Below are 18,095 nucleotides of genomic sequence, written 5' to 3'. Positions count from 1 at the left end.
TAGGCTCGCCCCATGACCTATCGCCTCCTGATCGCCGATCGCTCCTATTCGAGCTGGTCCCTGCGCGGCTGGCTCAGCCTCGCCGCGTTCGAGTTGCCCGTGAGCCTCACGGAAACCCGCATGTACCTGCCGGGTTTCCGCACCGACCTCGCCGCCTTCGCGCCCGAGCTGACCGGGGCCGCCGCCCCGCGCACGGTCCCGATCCTGCGCCTGCCCGAGGGCGGGCTTTTGACCGACAGTCTCGCCATCGCCGAGACCCTGGCCGAGCGTCACCCGGAAGCCGGGCTCTGGCCCGCCGACCCGGTCGCCCGCGCCCTCGCCCGCAGCCTCGTGGCCGAGATGCACAGCGGGTTCTCCGCCCTGCGGGAGGCCTGCCCGATGAACCTGCGCGTGGCCTATACCGACGTGCCCGTGTCCGACGCGGTCCGCGCGGACCTCGACCGGCTGGAGGCGCTTTGGGAAAGCTGTTCGGGCCTGTCGCGCGGCGGCGCGCCATGGCTTTTCGGGGCCTACAGCCTCGCGGATGTGTTCTTTGCCCCCGTGGCCATGCGCATCGCGGGCTACGGTCTCGGCGTCGGGACGGACGCACAGGCCTATGTCGCCGCCCATCTGGCGCATCCCCTCCTGCGCGACTGGCGCGCCAAGGGCCTCGCCCAACCCGAACAACCCACCTACCGCCGGGACTACACCACCGTGGACTGGCCCGGCTGACCGCCTACTGCGCCAGCAGCTTCAGCCCCTGCGTCACATCCATCCGCACCGACAACCGCAAACCCGGCTCGTCGCCCGCCTTCAGCGCCGCGATCATCAGCTTGTGGAAATGCGGCGGCTCGGTGCGCCGCAACCGGCCGTACAGCTTGCGCATGGTCGGACCCAGTTGCAGCCACACGGTCTCGGCCATGGCCAGGATCGCGGGCGCCTGGGCCCGTAGATACAAGGTCCGATGGAATTCGAGGTTGGTCCGCAGATAGCCCACCGCGTCCTCCCGCGCGATGGATTGCGCGATGCTCGCCTGGATCATCTCCAGCCGTTCGATCAGCGCCAGGTGCGCCCGCGGCAGGGCCCGCGCCGCCAGTTCCGGCTCCAGCAGCGCGCGCAGGGCTGCCAGCTCCTCGATCCGCTCGTTCGACAGCTCCGGCGTCGACACCCGGCCCGAGGCGGTCAGGGTCAGCGCCCCCTCCGCCGCCAGACGCCGCACGGCCTCCCGCGCGGGGGTCATCGACGCACTGTATTCCCGCCCGATCCCGCGCAGGGTCAGCGGTGTGCCCGGCGCCAGCTCGCCATGCATGATCCGCGTGCGCAGGGACCGGTACACCCGGTCATGGACATGGGGCGCCGCCGGGGCCGGATCGTTGGGACGCGAAGACAGGAGCATGGGCGCATCAGACCCCCGCCCCGGGGCCAGGTCAATCCTTGAACCGGTAGCGGTGCAGCCCCGCGCCCTCCTGACGCAGCCAGTCGCGATGGACGGCATAGTCCGGGCAGATCCGCGCCACCACCCGCCAATAGGCCGCCGAATGGTTCATCTCGACCAGATGCGCGACCTCATGCGCGGCCACGTAATCCAGCACCTCGGGCGGCGCCATGATCAGCCGCCAGGAATACATCAGCCGCCCCGCCGACGAACAAGACCCCCAGCGCGACCGCGTATCGCGCAGGCTGATCCCACTGAACGCCCGTCCCACCAGGTCGGCATAATGCGCGCTCGCCTCCGACAACCGCGCCTGGGCCTGCGCCTTCAGCAATCCCGCGACATAAGCACCGGGCGAGGCCGCCCGCACCGGCACCTCGATGAAATCGCCCGCCAGCCCGCCGCGCCGCGCTTCGGTCTCCACCACCCGGGCCAACCGGCCCTCCAGCGGCAGCCGCGTGCCGATCCCGACCCGTTGCGCAGGCAGCTGCGTGGCCAGTTGCGCGCGCAGCCAGTCCTCCTGCGCGCGCAGGAAAGACAGCGCCCCGCGCTCGGTCCCGCCCCGCGGCACGGTCAGGGTCACCCGCCCGTCCAGCCGCGAGATCCGCAGCCCGTACCGCTTGGCCCGGGCCGAGCGTTTGACCGACACGGCGATCGGCGGGGGACCCGGCAACTCGTACTCGGTCATGGACAGCGCGCTCCTCTCTCTTGCAAAAGCCTTTGACATGCCCATCCGCTTGTGGCAACCGACCCCGATCCGATCCGGCACCCGATGCAAAGAGGACCTGCAATGCCCAAGGAAGACTGGGGCGTAAAACGCCTGTGCCCGACCACCGGCAAGCGATTCTACGACCTGAACCGCACCCCGATCATCAGCCCCTATACCGGCGAGGAAGTGGTGATCGAGACCGGGCGCAAATCGTCCGTATCCCTGACCCGGGACAAGAAGGCGGTTCCCGCCGCCAAGAAGGAAGAAGAGACCGCGACAGATGATGTCGTCGAACTCGACGATGCAGAGGTCGAACTCGACGACGACGTGCTCGACGATGACGATGACGACACCGTCGCGCTCGACGATCTGGCCGACGTGGCCTCGGACGGCGACGACGACGACTGACCGGCTGGCGCGGGTCTCCAGGGGGGTGAAAAACCCTCTTGCACTCCCCGCGCCGCTTACTTAAACAACGCCAGCGGATGCGACAGCATTCGCGCATTTGGGGCCTTAGCTCAGCTGGGAGAGCGCCTGCATGGCATGCAGGAGGTCAGCGGTTCGATCCCGCTAGGCTCCACCACCCCCCCCCCGACATCGAAGTCACGCGACCCGCTCCGGGGTGCTGATGCAGCATTCGGATTGTCCGCGCCGCGCCCCGCCCGCTCACTTCAGCGCGCCGACCGCCTTCGCCCCGCCATGGTAGGCCAGCTTGCCCGCCCCGATCGCCCCTTTCGCGACGACCTTGGTGGTCCCCGCGGCAACGCCCACGGAGCCGTCGATCACCTGGTCGGTGGAGCAGGCCGAAAGGCCCAGCAGCGCCGCGCACAGCACGGCCAGAACGGGTTTGGAAGCGGCAATCTTCGTCATCATCTCCACGATCTCCATCGGGCAGCAGGGTTGGGAAGTCTCCGCCCGAGGGGCGTGGCCGAGGCCTGCTTCCATGGGCACGACCTACAACGCGGCTTGAAGCAAGAAAAACGAATTGGAATTATGTTTGAAACGAGTTTTGATGATATAAAGTCCCGATGGACATCATTCTCATCCGCACCTTCCTCGAAGTCGCCGCCACCGGCTCCTTCGTGAACGCCTCCGACCGGCTGTTCGTGACCCAATCCGCCGTGAGCCTGCGCATCCAGCGCCTCGAAGACACGCTCGGCAAACCGCTCTTCTCCCGGTCCAAGGCAGGGGCCGAGCTGACCCCGGCCGGCCGCGCGTTCGAGCCCTACGCCCTGTCGCTGCTGAAGGTCTGGGAAGAAGCCCGCCAGCAGGTCGGCGTCCCCGAGGGCTTCACCCAGTCGCTCACGCTCGGCGCGCAATACTCCCTCTGGCCCCGGCTCGGCTTTCCCTGGATCGACGGTCTGCGCGCCGCCGCCCCGACCCTCAGCCTGCGGGCGGAACTCGGGATGCCAGACCGCCTCACCCGGTTCCTGGTCGAAGGCGTGATCCAGGCGGCCCTGGTCTACACCCCTCACCTGCGCCCGGGCCTCGCCGCCCGCAACCTGATGGAAGAAGATCTCGTGCTCGTCGCCTCGTGGCAGGCCGGGCTCGACGATCTGGCTGCGCGCTATGTCTTCGTCGACTGGGGGCCGGAGTTTCACCATGCCCACACCCTCGCCCTGCCGGAGCTGACCAATCCTGGCCTGACCCTGGCTCTCGGGGCCATGGCGCGGGATTACCTGCTGTCGCGACAAGCCGCAGCCTACCTGCCAGCCCGCGCCATTGCCGCCGATCTGGAGGCCGGGCGCCTGCACCTCGTGCCCGACGCGCCACGGTTTCCCTACCCGGTCTGGGTGGTCTGGCGCGAGGACGTGCCCGCCCCCCTGCGCGAAACCGCCGACACCGCACTCGACACCATCGTCGCCCGGGTGGACGCCACCCAGGAAACCGTGCTGGCGGAGTTGTCCGAGATCAGCACCGCCCCCTGACGCCCCCTGCCCGCCGCGAAACATGCCTTCATCTGTGCAAAAATACTCCGGGGGGGGGCGCGACCGCGACGGGGGCGGCGCCCCCAACCTCCGTTGACGCCCGCGCCCGCCCGGGCCACAAACGCGCGATGATCACCCGCACGCATCAAAAGGACGACGCCGCCTCCACGGCCGTCTATTCCCCCTGCGAGCACTACCGCTACGCGTTGACCCGGACATGGGACGCGCACGGGCGGCGCATCCTGTTCGTGATGCTGAACCCCTCCACCGCCACCGAGGTGCAGAACGACCCCACGGTCGAGCGCTGCGAGCGCCGCGCCCGCGCGCTCGGCTATGGCGCGTTCCGGGTCTGCAACATCTTCGCCTGGCGCGACACCGATCCCCGGGCGATGCGCGCGGCCCGCGACCCGGTGGGCCCTGGCAATGACGCGGCGATCACCGACGGGGCCGCCTGGGCCGACGCGGTGCTTTGCGCCTGGGGCACCCACGGCGCGCATCTGGACCGCGGACCGCAGGTCACGCAGCTGCTGCGCGGCACGGGCAAACCGCTCTTGCACTTGGGGCTGAGCAAGGCGGGCCACCCCAAGCACCCGCTCTACATCGCCTATACGCAACAGCCCGAACCGTGGGAGTTTTGCAATGATTGACGGCTTCACCCGCTCCCGCTTCGCCACCAACGGGATCACGCTCTCGGTCCACCAGGCGGGCCGCGGCACCCCGCTGATCCTGCTCCACGGCTATCCGCAGAACCATGCCTGCTGGTCCCGTATCGCCCCCACCCTGGCGGAGCATTTCCACGTGATCATCCCCGACCTGCGCGGCTACGGCGACAGCGACGCGCCCCCCGACAACGCAGATCACAGCACCTATGCCAAGCGCACCATGGCGCGCGACATCACCGGGCTGATGGATGCGCTCGACCTGCCCCGCGCTCATATCCTCGGTCATGATCGCGGCGGCCGCGTGGCCTACCGGCTGGCGCTCGATGCGCCCGACCGCGTCGACCGGCTGGGCATCATCGAGATCGTGCCGACCGGCGCCTTCTGGGCCAATTGGGACGCAACCCTCGCGATGAAGGCCTACCACTGGACCTTCCTCGCCCAGCCCGCGCCCCTGCCCGAGCGGATGATCGGCGCGGACCCTGTGGCCTATATCGACTGGACCCTGGCCGCCTGGACCCGGGCGAAATCGCTCGACGTGTTCCCGCCCGAGGCCCTCGACAGCTACCGCGCCCAGGCCCGCGACCCGGCCCGCATCCACGCGATGTGCGCCGACTACCGCGCCGGGGCCACGTTCGACCGGGCGCTCGATGACGCGGACGCCGCAGCAGGGCGCAAGATTAGCGCGCCGCTGATGTTCCTCTGGGCCAAGGGCGGCTTTCCCGCCCAGACCGGCGATCCCGCAAATCACTGGCGCGCCTGGGCCACGGATGTACGAGACGCGTCCTGCGTCTCGGGCCATTTCGCCATGGAGGAGGCGCCCGAGGACGTGCTCGCGACCTTCCTGCCGTTCTTCAAGGGATCCTAGGTCTTGGCCGGATGCCGGTCGGTCCACCACAACAGCACCAGCGCGATGATCCCGACCATGGCCAGCACAGAGACCAGCGGCTCGGTCGTGCCATTGGCGACCACGATGCCGGTCAGGGCCCAGATCACCGCGACACTGTATTCCGGCGTGTCGGCCCGGCGGCTCTGGGTCCAACGCGCGATGAAAAAGGCCAGCGACACGCCCACCACCGCCCAGAACAGCGCCCCGAACCCCACCCCGTAGCCCGCCGCGACCGTGGCGAGCGACACGCAGGCCGCCGCACTCACCCACCCGGCATAAAGCGCGATAGGCGTGCGCAGCCAGAGCCGGTCGCGAAGCGGCGCGCGCAGCAGCGCGATGACCGCCGGGATCAGCATGGCGAAGATCAGCACCGCCGCCCCGATCGCCGAATGGGTCGCAAGCCAGAGCCAGGGCGTGCCCGCCGCGAGGCTGACCATCAGCGGCCAGCGCACATGGTCCCAATCTTCGGCCATGGGCCGCTTCCAGAGCCCGAAGGCCGCCGACACCACCAGCCAGACATAAAGCACGCCCCAGATCGCGAAGGCATAACCCGCGGGCTGCACCGGGGGGCGCACCTGCGGGATCGGCAACTGTTCGGCGCGAAACCCGCTGAACGGCTCGGTCACCAGGGGCGAGAGCACGAAGGACAGGGTCAGGATAGCGGTCGCGATGGCGGGAAACTTGGACATGCTCCACCCTAACATCTGTCCACCCGCACGGTCCATCGCCGCGGGGCCAAGGATTTTGAGAAAAATCCTTGTCAAAATCCTTGCTCAAGGATTTTGCCCGCGCTGGGCAGATCGGGGCTTTTCACCGGCCCGGTTTTTGCCTATACGCCCGCATCCGCGCCGCGCTGCGCGGGTTCCACGAGCCTTGCTGGACGACATCCCGGCCTGCGCTGACCCTGAAACCTCTATCGAAGGAGACACCGATGTCGATCACCGCCGAAGAAAAGGCCCGCCTGATCAAGGAATACGCGACCAAGGAGGGCGACACCGGCTCCCCCGAAGTGCAGATCGCGATCCTGTCGAGCCGCATCGCCACCCTGACCGAGCACTTCAAGTCGCACAAGAAGGACAACCACTCCCGCCGTGGCCTTCTGATGATGGTGGCCCAGCGCCGCAAGCTGCTCGACTACGTCAAGGGCAAGGACGAGGCCCGCTACCAGAAGCTGATCTCCTCCCTGGGCCTGCGCCGCTAAGCGCCCCTCGGACTGAGATTTCGAAGCCCGCTCCGACCCGAGCGGGCTTTTTGCTGTGCGGAGCGTCCGAGACGAAACGAGACAGCGAAATCTGCGCCTCACGCCCAGCACACCGCGAAGGACAGTCCGAACATCAATGTCATGATCGGACCCCAGAGCCTGCGTTCCGCGGCCGACGGTGTGATCCAGTTCAGCACCATGCTGACCCCGGTCACGGCAACAGCGCCCCACCCGGTCCAGCGCGGCCAGCCCGGCCAGTGCCCATCCGCAGACAGGATCGCCAGCGCCATGGCCACCAGAAGGACGATGGACAGCGCGGCCACCATCCGTCCGGACCGTGGCAAGGCCCCCTCGACCTGCCCGCCTTGCGTGAGACGCCCCCAGGGAGCTCCGAGGATCAGCGCGACCTGAAAGCCGATCACACCAAGGATCAGTGCACCGTAGATAACCGCCATCCCAATTTCCCCCGCTCCGCGTGTGATCGGCTCGCCCGCTCACTCCAGCAGAATGTCCGCCACCACCGGGTAATGATCCGTGGGCCATTCGCCGGGAAACCGCGTCCGCAGGACAACCGGCGGCCCGGCGGCATCCATCGGCCCGGCCAGAGCGATGTGGTCGATGGCGCCGAACAGATTCAGCCCCCGGTTGAAGTGATAAGTGGCCCCGGCCACGGGCAGGAAGGTCCAGCCGGCGTCCTCCAGAATGCCGTGGGTGGCCGAGCCCAGACGCGCGTTGATATCGCCCAACAGCACGACCCGCTCCCCCGCTGCCAGAGCGGGGGCAAACCGGTCGGCCACCAGCGCGGCCGACAGCCGCCGGTTCGAGATGCTTCTGAACTCGAAATGAACGTTCACCACCCGGAAAACCCGCCCGGTCACCCGGTCGCGGAACCGCGCCCAGGAGGCAAAGGCCGGGAACGACCCGTTGAAGGTCGGCGCATAGATCACGTCCGGGGTGTCGGCGAAGAAAAACCAGCCCTCCTCCAGCGCCTCAAGCCGGTCCGCGCGGTAAAAGATCGGCTGGGTCTGGGGTGTGTCCCGCCAGTTCCCGTGATGGGTCGCGGCGAAACCCAGGTTCTGCGCCAACAGCCAGTCGCGAGCGAGGTTCACGCTGCCATCGGAGCCGCGCAGGAAACTCTCCATCTCCTGAAAGCCCACGAGATCGGCCTCCAGCGCCTTGAACGCCGCGTCCAGCGGACCCTTGCGCCGCTCCCAGTCGCCGCGCGACCAGGCGCCCTCGGCCCGGCCCAGCACAATGTAATGCACGTTGTAGCTTGCCAGCCGCAGCGCGCCCTCGGGACGCGGTGGCAGGGTTTCGGCACCGGAATTGCGCACCAACTGCGTACAGGCCACCAGCCCCAGGGCCAGAACCAGTCCCGTGATCGCCCTCAGAACCCCCGTCAAACCGCCCCGCCCTTTCCGGCCCGGACCTGCGCGAAATCCGCACGTCCCGTTAGCGCACCCAGATTGCAGGTTTTCTTACGGGCGCAAAAGGTGTATCCGCGAGAAATCTGAGACGTGACGCTCGGGCCCCGGCGTGATGCGAAGGACAGGGGTCGGCGGCAATGGGGCCGCCATAGGACTGGGAGACCCGGAAGGCCGGGAGTGCTCCCCTACAGGAAAAACAGATGTTCAACCAAGTCAAGAAGACCATGGAATGGGGGGAAGATACGCTGACCCTCGAAACGGGCAAGATCGCCCGTCAAGCCGATGGCTGCGTCATCGCCACCTATGGGGAGACCTCCGTGATGGCCGCAGTGACTTACGCGCGGTCGCAAAAGCCGGGGCAGGATTTCTTCCCGCTGACCGTGCATTACAACGAGAAATATTACGCGGCCGGCAAGATCCCCGGCGGCTTTTTCAAGCGCGAGGCGCGCCCGACCGAGAAAGAGACGCTGACCAGCCGTCTGATCGACCGGCCCATCCGCCCGCTGTTCGTGGACGGGTTCAAGAACGAGGTGCTGGTGATCTGCACCGTGCTGTCCCATGACCTCGAAAACGATCCCGACATCGTGGCGATGATCGCGGCCTCGGCGGCGCTGACCATTTCGGGCGTGCCCTTCATGGGCCCGATTGCCGGGGCACGCGTGGGCTACGAGGATGGCGAATATGTCCTCAACCCGGTCGTGGACGACATGCACGACCTGCGCAACAATCCCGACCAGCGTCTCGACCTGGTGGTTGCGGGCACCAAGGACGCGGTGATGATGGTCGAATCGGAGGCTTATGAGCTGTCCGAGGCGGAAATGCTGGGCGCGGTGAAGTTCGGGCACGAGCAGATGCAGCCGGTCATCGACCTGATCATCGAGCTGGCCGAGACTGCGGCGAAAGAGCCGTTCGATTTCCAGCCCGCCGATTACTCGGAGCTCTATGCCAAGGTCAAAGCGGCTGGCGAAGACCAGATGCGCGCCGCCTTCGCGATCACCGACAAGCAGGAGCGGGTCACCGCGATCTCTGCGGCCCGCGACGCGATCCTCGCCACCCTGAGCGACGAAGAGCAGACCGATCCGAACCTCGGCTCCGCCCTGAAAAAGCTGGAATCCAGCATTTTGCGCGGTGACGTGGTCAAGAACGGGCGCCGGATCGACGGGCGCGCGCTGGACACGGTGCGTCCGATCCAGTCCGAAGTGGGCATCCTGCCCCGGACCCACGGCTCGGCGCTGTTCACCCGCGGCGAAACCCAGGGCCTCGTGGTCACCACCCTGGGCACCGGTGATGACGAGCAGTTCATCGACGCGCTGCACGGCAACTTCAAGTCCAACTTCCTGCTGCACTACAACTTCCCGCCCTATTCGGTCGGCGAGGTTGGTCGCTTCGGTCCTCCGGGACGGCGGGAGATCGGCCATGGCAAGCTGGCATGGCGCGCGCTGCAGGCGGTTCTGCCGGCGGCGACGGACTTCCCCTACACCATTCGTCTGGTGTCGGAGATCACCGAATCCAACGGCTCGTCCTCGATGGCATCGGTCTGTGGCGGGTCGCTGTCCATGATGGATGCGGGCGTACCGCTGAAGGCCCCCGTGGCCGGTGTGGCCATGGGTCTGATCCTCGAAGAGGACGGCTCCTACGCGGTTCTGACCGACATCCTGGGCGACGAGGATCACCTCGGTGACATGGACTTCAAGGTCGCGGGTACCGAAGAGGGCATCACCTCGCTGCAGATGGACATCAAGGTCGCGGGCATCACGCCCGAGATCATGGAGAAGGCGCTGGAGCAGGCGAAAGCCGGGCGTCTGCACATCCTGGGCGAGATGTCCAAGGCACTGAGCGAGGGCCGCTCGCAGTTCTCGGAACATGCCCCGCGCATCGAGACCATGCAGATCCCGACCGACAAGATCCGCGAAGTCATCGGCTCCGGCGGCAAGGTCATCCGCGAGATCGTGGAGACCTCGGGCGCGAAAGTGGACATCAACGACGATGGCATCATCAAGATCGCGTCCGCCAATGGCGAGGCGATCAAGAAGGCCTACGAGATGATCCATTCGATCGTGGCCGAGCCCGAAGAGGGCAAGGTCTATACCGGGACCGTGGTGAAGATCGTCGATTTCGGCGCCTTCGTGAACTTCTTCGGCAAGCGTGACGGGCTGGTGCATGTCAGCCAGATCGAGAACCGCCGCCTGAACCATCCTTCGGACGTTCTGAAGGAAGGCCAGGAGGTGAAGGTCAAGCTTTTGGGCTTCGACGATCGCGGCAAGGTGCGCCTGTCGATGAAAGTCGTGGACCAGGAGACCGGCGAAGAGATCAAGAAAGAAGCGCCTGCCGACTGAGCGCGCTCTGGCGCGGCCCCGGACGGGGTTGCGCCGCGAAACACTCCGGCACCCTCGGCCTCGCGCCGGGGGTGCTGTGGTTTTCAGACCCGGGCACGGAACCGCTTGGCCCTTGGCGGCGTTCCCGGTCTGGGCCATGTTGCCTTGCAAAGGGCGGGCGTCCCGGCCTGCCCCCCGAAACGACGGACCCAAGACCGCTTCATGCATACCCCCTCTGCCCCGATGGCGCTCTGCGCCGCACGATTTGTTTTCTTGCGCGGCTTCCTTGTCGCGGTTGCGACCCTGCTGGCCCTGGTGCTGGGAAGCTGGACCGCCAGCGCCCAGTCGACCTTCCCCATCCCGGGGATGACCGGCAACAGCAGCACCGAGGCCCCCGCCGAGGACGCCCCTGCCGAGGCCACCACCCCGGCGGACCCGACCCAGGCCCTGATCGAGCTTTTGCAGGACGAGGCGGCGCGCGCCGCGTTGATCGCACAGCTGGAACAGGCCGCCGCCGGCACCGCGGCCGCGCCCGAGGGAAGCGCCACCGCTCCGGCCGCCGCCGCGCCCGAGGCCACAACCACAACCACGAGCACCGTCGGCAATTTCTCGACCCGCCTGATCCAGGACCTGCGCACCACCATGGCGGACAACCTGCGCGGCTTCATGGCGCGGGTGGAACGCATCCCAACGACCCTCGGCCTCGCGATCCGGGGGCTGAATTCGGATCTGTTGCTGACCATCGTGCGGGATCTGGTCGAGGCCGTGCTGGTCACCTACGGCGCGCTGATACTGCTGCGGCTTGCGATGCGCCCCTTGCTGCGGCTGATCGGGCGCAAGGCAGTCAGTACCAACTGGTTGTATCGCTTCATCCTGAGGATCATCGGCACGGGCTTGCTGGCCTTGGCAATCCCCATCGCGCTGGTGATCGGCGTGGCGGTCGTCAGCGTTTCGGTCGTTGCCGAGAACGGCGCTTCCCTGAACACCGCGCAGGCTGCCTTCTTCGCCGCTTTCGCGCTGGTCGAGATGCTGAAGCTGCCATCGCGCTTCGTTTTGACCCCCCGGACCGACCAACTGCGCTTCATCGATGTGAGCGACAAGGCCGCCCGGCAGATCCAGCGGCTGATCGCCTTCGCCATCGGTTTGGCGGCCTACGGGCAACTCGTCGCCGTGCCGGTGGTGACCGAGCAGACCTCGGTCTTCATCGGGCGGGCGGTGGCGACCCTGCTGGGGGCGATCGTGATCGTCTACCTCGTAGGCGTCGTTCTGGCCTATCGCAAGAAGGTGGGCGCCTGGCTGACGCGCTACAGCAAGGAGGACGTCACCCTTGACGAGGTGCTGTCCTATTTCGCGCTGCGCTGGCACTGGCCGGTGCTGGCCTACCTGGTCTACGTCCTCGTGGTGGTGCTGACGCGGCCGGGTAACGTGCTGGGTCCGCTCGCGGCGGACACGGTGCGGGTGGTGCTGATCCTCGGGATCGGCGGCACGGTCACCATGCTGGCGCGCCGCGCCACCCAGCGCCGGGTGCGGCTGCCGGAGATGGTCGATAGCCGACTGCCCCTGCTGGCGAGCCGGTTGAACCGGCTGCTTCCCGCGGGGCTGGTCGTGGTACGGATCGCGGTTGTGATCCTGGTGGTGCTGTCGATCCTGGACGTGGTCGAGTTGTTCGATTTCTCGGGATATCTGGGCTCGGACGCGGGCGGTGCCATGGTGGGCGCGATCTTCGGCGTGGCGCTGGGGCTGGTGTTCGTCGCGGTCGTCTACCTGGCCGTGTCGTCTTGGGTCGACTACCAGCTCAACCCGTTCGTCGGGAAACCGCCCACCCCGCGGACAGTCACGCTGCTGACGTTGCTGCGCAACGCGGTGACCATTGCGCTGGTGATCTTCGGCGGGATGTTTGCCCTGTCGCAATTGGGTCTGAACATCGGGCCGCTGCTGGCCTCGGCCGGGGTTCTGGGGCTGGCGATTTCCTTCGGTGCGCAGAAGCTGGTCGAGGACATCATCACAGGCATCTTCATCCAGTTCGAGAATGCCATGAACGTGGGCGACGTGGTGGATGTGGGCGGCGTCGTGGGCACTGTGGAGAAACTGACCGTGCGATCGGTCACCCTGCGCGACTTGCAGGGCGTGGTGCACATGATCCCGTTCTCCTCGGCTTCGATGATCTCGAACTACATGCGGGAATTCTCGTACTATGTCTGCGACATGGGCGTGGCATATCGCGAGGATATCGAGATGGCGAAACAGGCCATGTTCGACGCCTTCGAGGAGTTGCGCGCGGATCCCGACCAGGGCGGCTTCCTGATCGAAGATCTGGAGTGGTTCGGGCTGAATTCCTTCGGCGACAGCGCGATCGTGCTGCGAGCGCGGATCAAGACCCAGCCGGGCAAGCAATGGGGCGTGGGCCGGGCCTATAACCTGCTGCTGAAGAAGATCTTCGACGATCGCGGCATCGAGATCCCGTTCCCGCACCAGACGATCTATTTCGGCGAGGACCGCAAGGGCAAGGCACCGCCGATCCATGTGATGATGCAGACCGGCGATGCCGCGGCGTCTCAGGCGCATCCGGTGACCGAGGCGATCCCGGACGCGCGCGGCCCCGAGCAGCTGGACATGGACGAGACGCGGCGCAGGCAGGTGCCCCCGGACCGCGGCGACGAGACCATCCCCGGCCAGGAGGACGACGACGGGGCGGGCCGCTAGGGCCTGCGCCAGATGTTAACGCCCGGGCCCTGAAAGGGGCCTGGAGCGCCGACAAATTTTTTCGCGGAATTGTGGGATTCCAAGACCTTCCAGAGATTTGTTTCGCATGCGAAACATTCAATTTCCTGAATAGGTTAACGCCCGTCAGGCCGGTTCCGAAAACGCGTCGGCGAATTGCTCGCGCAGCACGTTTTTTTGCACCTTGCCCATGGTGTTGCGCGGCAGCGCGTCCATCACCACCAGCTTGCGCGGCTGCTTGAACCGGGCGAGCTGTCCGGCGAGGCGTGCCGCCACCGCCTCGGTGTCGATCCGCGCGCCCGGTTGGGGGACGAGGATGCCGACGACGCTCTCGCCGAAATCGGGGTGCGGCGCGCCGATCACGGCGGATTCGAGCACTCCGGGGGCCTCGTCGAGGGCCAGCTCCACCTCCTTGGGGTAGATGTTGTAGCCGCCCGAGATGATCAGATCCTTGCCGCGTCCGACGATCTGCACATAGCCCTGGTCGTCGATCAGGCCGAGGTCGCCGGTGATGAAGAACCCGTCCGCGCGCAGCTCGGCGGCGGTTTTCTCGGGCATCTGCCAGTAGCCCTGGAACACGTTCGGCCCGCGCACCTCGATTTGGCCGATCTCGCCCTGGGGCAGCTCGGCGCCGGTGTCGGGGTCGCAGACCTTCAACTCCACCCCCGGCAGCGGGAAGCCCACGGTGCCCGCCCGGCGCGCGCCGTCATAGGGGTTGGAGGTGTTCATGTTGGTCTCGGTCATGCCGTAGCGTTCGAGGATGCGATGACCGGTGCGGGCCTCGAACTCCCGGTGGGTTTCGGCCAGAAGCGGCGCGGAGCCGGACACGAAGAGCCGCATATGGGCGACGAGGTCGCGATCGAACCGGTCCTCGGCCAGCAGGCGGGTGTAGAAGGTCGGCACGCCCATCATCGTGGTGGCGTGCGGCAGGTTGGCGAGCACCGCCTCGGCGTCGAATTTCGGCAAGAAGATCATCGACCCGCCCGCCAGCAGCGTGATGTTGGTGCCCACGAACAGCCCGTGGGTATGGAAGATCGGCAGGGCGTGGAGCAGCACGTCCTTGTCGGTGAAGCGCCAGTAATCGACCAGCACCTCGGCGTTGCTGAGCAGGTTGCGCTGGCTCAGCATCGCGCCCTTGGACCGGCCCGTGGTGCCGGAGGTGTAGAGGAAGGCGGCGAGGTCGTCCTCGGTCCGGGCCACGGTCTCGAACGTGGCGGGGGCGGTGGCGGCGGCGTCGGGAAAGCTGCCGGTGCCATCAGCGGCGAGCGTCAGGAGCTGCGCGCCCGCCTCGGCCGCGACGGGGGTGAGACCCGCCTCCGCGCGCGGATCGCAGAGCACGAGTTTCGCGCCGGAGTTGCCGACGAAATAGCTGATCTCGGCCGGGGTATAGGCGGTGTTGAGCGGCAGGAACACGATGCCCGCCTGCACGCAGCCCGCATAGACCGCCAGCGCCTCGGGGGATTTTTCGACCTGCAGGGCCAGCCGGTCGCCGGGGGCAAGGCCCAGCCCGGTCAGGGTGGCGGCGTAACGGGCGGCGAGCTCCACGAAGCCGCCATGGGTGAGGGTGTCGCCGCCGGGCAGGTGCAGGAAGGGGGCGTCACTGCCGGCGTTGCGTCCGAAAAGGGCATCATAGAGCGGGTTTGTCATGTCTCAGGTCGTCTCCGTCTGCTCGGGTCTCGGCATGGGCGCGCGCTTGGCGAGGCTGACCATATCGCGGCTGGCGGCGATGGTGCCGTCATCGTGGAACCTGGCGTGGTTTTCGGCGATCCGGTCGAGGTCGTAAAGGTAGTTCACCATGACACCGCCCGATTGGCGTCGGCCATTGTCGGAGGTATCGGCCCCCGAATGGACCGCATGGACCAGCGCGCCGTTGCCCAGGTGGAAGCGCGCCACCGGGTCGCGTGGGGCTGTGCCACGGCCCTTGGCCTTCAGCAGGTAATGGGCGGCGAGCGCGGCCTGGGCGGCGCCATCGTCGGGCCAGTCGAGGCCGGTCTCGGCTGTCCAGGCGCACAGGCCCGGGATCGGCGAGAGGGTGACGAAGCGGGTGATCTGGGGCAGGTCGCGTTGCAGGTCGCGGACCACCTGCTTGATCAGGAAATTGCCGAAGGAGATGCCCGCCAGCCCGTCCTGGCAGTTCGATATCGAGTAGAAGGTCGCGGTGGTGGCCTGGCCCGGGTCGATCTGCGCGCGATCCTCTGACAGAAGCGCCTGGATCGAGCCGGGCACCGCGGTGGTCAGGGCGACCTCGACGAAGATCAACGGCTCGTCGGGCATGGAGGGGTGAAAGAAGGCAAAGCAGCGGCGGTCCGCAGGCTCCAGCCGCCGCCGCAGGTCATCCCAGGAGTGGATTTCATGCACCGCCTCGTAGGCGATGATCTTCTCCAGGATATGGGCCGGGCTTTCCCAGGTTATCGGGCGCAGCACCAGAAAGCCGCGGTTGAACCAGCTCTTGAACAGGTGGCGGAAGTCCAGGTCCACACGTTGCAAGCCCGGGGCGTCGGGGATCATGCTCAGCAGGTCGGCGCGCATCGCCACGAGTTGCGCCGTGGCGCCGGGCACCTGGTTGAGGCGGCGGGCAAGCTCCTGCCGCGGGGGTTCGGAGAGGGCTGCGAGGCTGCGGTAGGCCTGCGGATCCCGGCTCTCGGCGTAGGCCGCCAGCGCGTTCGCGAGCGCCGTGGTGTCGAGATCCATTTCCTCGGCCAGGAAGGTGAACCAGGCCAGACGTTCGTCCCGGTCCGCGGCGGCATAGCGGTCCAGAAGCGCCCTTGCCAACTCGCCCCCCGGCCCTTCGGCCCGCGCCTCTACCAGCGCGCGGGACAGCTCCGGCAGGGCGCGCGGATCCGGGGCCCCCGCGCGGTAGCGCCGCTCGAAGAGCGTGCCGAGAAGGTCGGCCATCACGCTCAAAAGCCCGGCCCCATCACCGCGTCGGGCAGCCAGGTGGCGATGCCCGGGAAGACACACAGGATCAGGATTGCCAGCACCATGCAGGCGACGTAGGGCAGCGAGCCCACGAGGATCGTCTTGAGCTTGATATCCGGGGCAATGCCGTTGATCACATAGAGGTTCAGCCCCACGGGCGGGGAGATCAGGCCGATCTCCATGTTGATCGTGAGGATCACCGCGAACCAGATCGGGTCGAACCCGGCGGTGGTGATGATCGGCAAAAGCACCGGCGCCGTCATCAGGATCACCGCCACGGGCGGCAGGAAGAAGCCCGCCACCAGCAAAAACAAGTTGATCGCGCCCATCAGGACCCAGCGATTGACCTCCAGCGTGCCGATCCATTCGGCGATGGCCTGGGTGATGAACAGGCTCGACAGCATGTAGGAAAAGACCCCGGCGGCGGCGATGATGAACAGGATCATCACGCTTTCCTTGGTGCTGTCGCGCAGCACTTCCCAGAGCTTCACGGGCGACCAGAGCTTGTAGATGATCATCGCGATCAGCAGGCACAGCAGCGCGCCCACAGCGGCGGTCTCGGACGGTGTGGCGACGCCGCCATACATGGCGTAGAGCACACCGATGATGATGACGATGAAGGGCAGGACGCGGGGCAGGATCTCGAACTTCTGCTTCCAGGTGTAGACGGTCGCGGTCAGCACGGCGGTATTACCCGACCGCCAGGTGGAATAGAGCGACCAAAGCATGAACAGCCCCACCAGCAAGAGCCCCGGAAACACGCCCGCGAGGAAAAGACGGCCGATCGAGGTCTCGGTCGCGATGCCGTAGACGATCATCGTCACCGAGGGCGGGATCAGGATGCCGAGCGTGCCGCCCGCGGCGATGGAGCCTGCCGCGACCTCATCGGGGTAGCCGCGCTTGCGCATTTCGGGGATGCCCATCTTGCCGATGGCGGCACAGGTCGCCGGGCTGGATCCGGACATGGCCGAGAACAGCGCGCAGGCCCCGAGGTTGGAGATCACGAGGCCCCCGGGCACGCGGGTCAGCCACCGCTCCAACGCCTCGTAGAGGTCGGCGCCCGCCCGGGTGGAGGCGATCGAGGCGCCCATGATGATGAACATCGGGATCGAGAGCAGGGCGAAATTGTCGAGCTTGCCGAAGAAGATCTCGGGCATGAGTTCGAGCGAGCGCATCCCGTCGAACACGATCAGGAAACCGGCCGAGACGATCAGCAGGCCGATGGCCACCGACACGCCGGAGAAGAGCACAATGATGGTGGCGAACGCGACCAGCGCGCCGAGGGTAAGCGGGTCCATCAGGCGTCCTCCCCGAGACCGAAGGGGGTGTCGATGCGCAGCAGGACCGCGACGAGATCGGCAATCAGTTGCAGCATCAGCAGGCCGAACCCGAGGGGGATGGCGAGGTAGGGGATCCACAGCTTGGGGCCCCAGACCGTGTCCGAACGCCAGCCACGCTCCCACGCGAAGTGCCAGTATTCATAGCCGTAGAACAGCATCACACCGATGATCGCAATCGAGACACAAAGAGTGAAGATCGCCATGACCCGGCGCAGGCGACGGCCCATCATCAGCGGGATCAAGTCGACATTCACATGACCGCGCAGACGTTGCACGTAAGGCAGGCCCATCAGGGTCGCGCCCACCATCAGGTAGACCACCGCCTCGGTCTGCCACACGGTGGAGCCGTTCAGCACGAAGCGGATGAAGATCATCTGGCAGGTGATTCCGACGGCGATGACGATCATCGCTGCGGACAACCAACCTGCGAGTGTGGAAAGCGCCGCCACGGCCTTCAGGAACAGGTTGTCGCCTGTCCGGGCCTCGGCGGCAGTGCTTTGCCCTGCCATGGGTCTACCTCGGATGTTGGGGGTGTCTTGGGTGGGGCGGGCCCGCAGGGGCGCCGCCCCGAGAGGA

18 protein-coding genes and 1 tRNA gene are annotated in these 18,095 nt (G+C 67.0%); 9 read left to right on the top strand and 10 right to left on the bottom strand.

From position 1 onward, the window contains the following. Positions 1-12: 12 nt before the first annotated feature. Positions 13-711 carry a glutathione S-transferase gene (locus PVW48_RS08805; RefSeq protein WP_274581069.1) on the top strand — a complete coding sequence of 233 codons (699 nt, stop codon included), beginning with the start codon at positions 13-15 and terminating at the stop codon, positions 709-711. A gap of 4 nt (positions 712-715) precedes the next feature. On the opposite strand, the gene PVW48_RS08800 is transcribed toward PVW48_RS08805, so the two are convergent. Both PVW48_RS08800 and PVW48_RS08795 read right to left on the bottom strand, forming a co-directional pair. Further along, positions 716-1,375: a GntR family transcriptional regulator gene (locus tag PVW48_RS08800; protein WP_012179646.1), complete on the bottom strand. Its 660-nt coding sequence runs from the start codon at positions 1,373-1,375 to the stop codon at positions 716-718. A gap of 31 nt (positions 1,376-1,406) precedes the next feature. Beyond that, the gene (locus PVW48_RS08795) at positions 1,407-2,099 is read right to left on the bottom strand and encodes a M48 family metallopeptidase (RefSeq protein ID WP_274581068.1); all 693 of its coding nucleotides are present in this window, start codon (positions 2,097-2,099) and stop codon (positions 1,407-1,409) included. 102 nt (positions 2,100-2,201) lie between these two features. Between PVW48_RS08795 and PVW48_RS08790 the strand changes: the two genes are divergently transcribed. Next, entirely contained in the window at positions 2,202-2,528 is a 327-nt protein-coding gene (locus PVW48_RS08790; protein ID WP_012179648.1) for a TIGR02300 family protein, read from the top strand. 99 nt (positions 2,529-2,627) lie between these two features. Further along, positions 2,628-2,703, top strand: a tRNA-Ala gene (locus tag PVW48_RS08785). 83 nt (positions 2,704-2,786) lie between these two features. Here PVW48_RS08785 and PVW48_RS08780 read toward each other — a convergent pair. After that, positions 2,787-2,993 (bottom strand): hypothetical protein, encoded by a 207-nt coding sequence (locus PVW48_RS08780; RefSeq protein WP_274581067.1) that lies wholly within the window; start codon positions 2,991-2,993, stop codon positions 2,787-2,789. 155 nt (positions 2,994-3,148) lie between these two features. On the opposite strand from PVW48_RS08780, the gene PVW48_RS08775 reads away from it, so the two are divergent. The 3 genes from PVW48_RS08775 to PVW48_RS08765 all read left to right on the top strand — a co-directional run bounded on the left by PVW48_RS08775 (position 3,149) and on the right by PVW48_RS08765 (position 5,575). Further along, positions 3,149-4,048, top strand: coding sequence for a LysR family transcriptional regulator (locus PVW48_RS08775; RefSeq protein ID WP_274581066.1), 900 nt, complete (start codon positions 3,149-3,151; stop codon positions 4,046-4,048). Positions 4,049-4,176: 128 nt separating this feature from the next. Next, on the top strand, positions 4,177-4,695 hold the full coding sequence (locus tag PVW48_RS08770; protein ID WP_274581065.1) for a DUF1643 domain-containing protein: 519 nt from the start codon (positions 4,177-4,179) through the stop codon (positions 4,693-4,695). Next, positions 4,688-5,575: an alpha/beta fold hydrolase gene (locus PVW48_RS08765; protein WP_012179653.1), complete on the top strand. Its 888-nt coding sequence runs from the start codon at positions 4,688-4,690 to the stop codon at positions 5,573-5,575. The genes PVW48_RS08770 and PVW48_RS08765 overlap by 8 nt, the downstream gene beginning before the upstream one ends. On the opposite strand, the gene PVW48_RS08760 is transcribed toward PVW48_RS08765, so the two are convergent. Continuing rightward, the gene (locus PVW48_RS08760) at positions 5,572-6,285 is read right to left on the bottom strand and encodes a hypothetical protein (protein ID WP_012179654.1); all 714 of its coding nucleotides are present in this window, start codon (positions 6,283-6,285) and stop codon (positions 5,572-5,574) included. The two genes, PVW48_RS08765 and PVW48_RS08760, sit on opposite strands and share 4 nt — an antisense overlap. 242 nt (positions 6,286-6,527) lie before the next feature. On the opposite strand from PVW48_RS08760, the gene rpsO reads away from it, so the two are divergent. Next, entirely contained in the window at positions 6,528-6,797 is a 270-nt protein-coding gene (gene rpsO, locus PVW48_RS08755; RefSeq protein WP_012179655.1) for a 30S ribosomal protein S15, read from the top strand. A 98-nt stretch (positions 6,798-6,895) separates the two neighbouring features. Here the strand turns inward: rpsO and PVW48_RS08750 are convergent, their stop codons facing one another. Both PVW48_RS08750 and PVW48_RS08745 read right to left on the bottom strand, forming a co-directional pair. Next, positions 6,896-7,252: a hypothetical protein gene (locus PVW48_RS08750; RefSeq protein WP_012179656.1), complete on the bottom strand. Its 357-nt coding sequence runs from the start codon at positions 7,250-7,252 to the stop codon at positions 6,896-6,898. Between the two features lie 39 nt (positions 7,253-7,291). Beyond that, positions 7,292-8,200 carry an endonuclease gene (locus tag PVW48_RS08745; RefSeq protein WP_274581064.1) on the bottom strand — a complete coding sequence of 303 codons (909 nt, stop codon included), beginning with the start codon at positions 8,198-8,200 and terminating at the stop codon, positions 7,292-7,294. 224 nt (positions 8,201-8,424) lie between these two features. On the opposite strand from PVW48_RS08745, the gene pnp reads away from it, so the two are divergent. Both pnp and PVW48_RS08735 read left to right on the top strand, forming a co-directional pair. Beyond that, on the top strand, positions 8,425-10,560 hold the full coding sequence (gene pnp, locus PVW48_RS08740) for a polyribonucleotide nucleotidyltransferase (RefSeq protein ID WP_012179658.1): 2,136 nt from the start codon (positions 8,425-8,427) through the stop codon (positions 10,558-10,560). A gap of 201 nt (positions 10,561-10,761) precedes the next feature. After that, a complete protein-coding gene (locus PVW48_RS08735; protein ID WP_274581063.1) occupies positions 10,762-13,242 on the top strand; it encodes a mechanosensitive ion channel domain-containing protein in 2,481 nt (826 codons plus the stop codon). Positions 13,243-13,386: 144 nt separating this feature from the next. On the opposite strand, the gene PVW48_RS08730 is transcribed toward PVW48_RS08735, so the two are convergent. From PVW48_RS08730 to PVW48_RS08715, 4 genes are read right to left on the bottom strand one after another with little or no spacing between them, the layout of a single operon-like run. Continuing rightward, the gene (locus tag PVW48_RS08730) at positions 13,387-14,907 is read right to left on the bottom strand and encodes a malonate--CoA ligase (RefSeq protein ID WP_274581062.1); all 1,521 of its coding nucleotides are present in this window, start codon (positions 14,905-14,907) and stop codon (positions 13,387-13,389) included. 3 nt (positions 14,908-14,910) lie between these two features. Continuing rightward, positions 14,911-16,164, bottom strand: a complete 1,254-nt coding sequence (locus PVW48_RS08725; protein ID WP_274581061.1) for a malonyl-CoA decarboxylase domain-containing protein — start codon at positions 16,162-16,164, stop codon at positions 14,911-14,913. Continuing rightward, positions 16,161-17,477, bottom strand: a complete 1,317-nt coding sequence (locus tag PVW48_RS08720) for a TRAP transporter large permease (RefSeq protein WP_012179662.1) — start codon at positions 17,475-17,477, stop codon at positions 16,161-16,163. Before PVW48_RS08720 ends, PVW48_RS08725 begins: the two co-directional genes overlap by 4 nt. Further along, a complete protein-coding gene (locus PVW48_RS08715) occupies positions 17,477-18,028 on the bottom strand; it encodes a TRAP transporter small permease subunit (protein ID WP_274581060.1) in 552 nt (183 codons plus the stop codon). The genes PVW48_RS08720 and PVW48_RS08715 overlap by 1 nt, the downstream gene beginning before the upstream one ends. Positions 18,029-18,095 lie beyond the last annotated feature (67 nt).

The sequence above is a fragment of the Dinoroseobacter sp. PD6 genome (assembly GCF_028807315.1).
Lineage (GTDB): Bacteria > Pseudomonadota > Alphaproteobacteria > Rhodobacterales > Rhodobacteraceae > Dinoroseobacter > Dinoroseobacter shibae.
The sequence above is the reverse complement of the archived record's forward strand: the minus strand, read 5'-3'. Positions and strand labels throughout refer to the sequence as shown.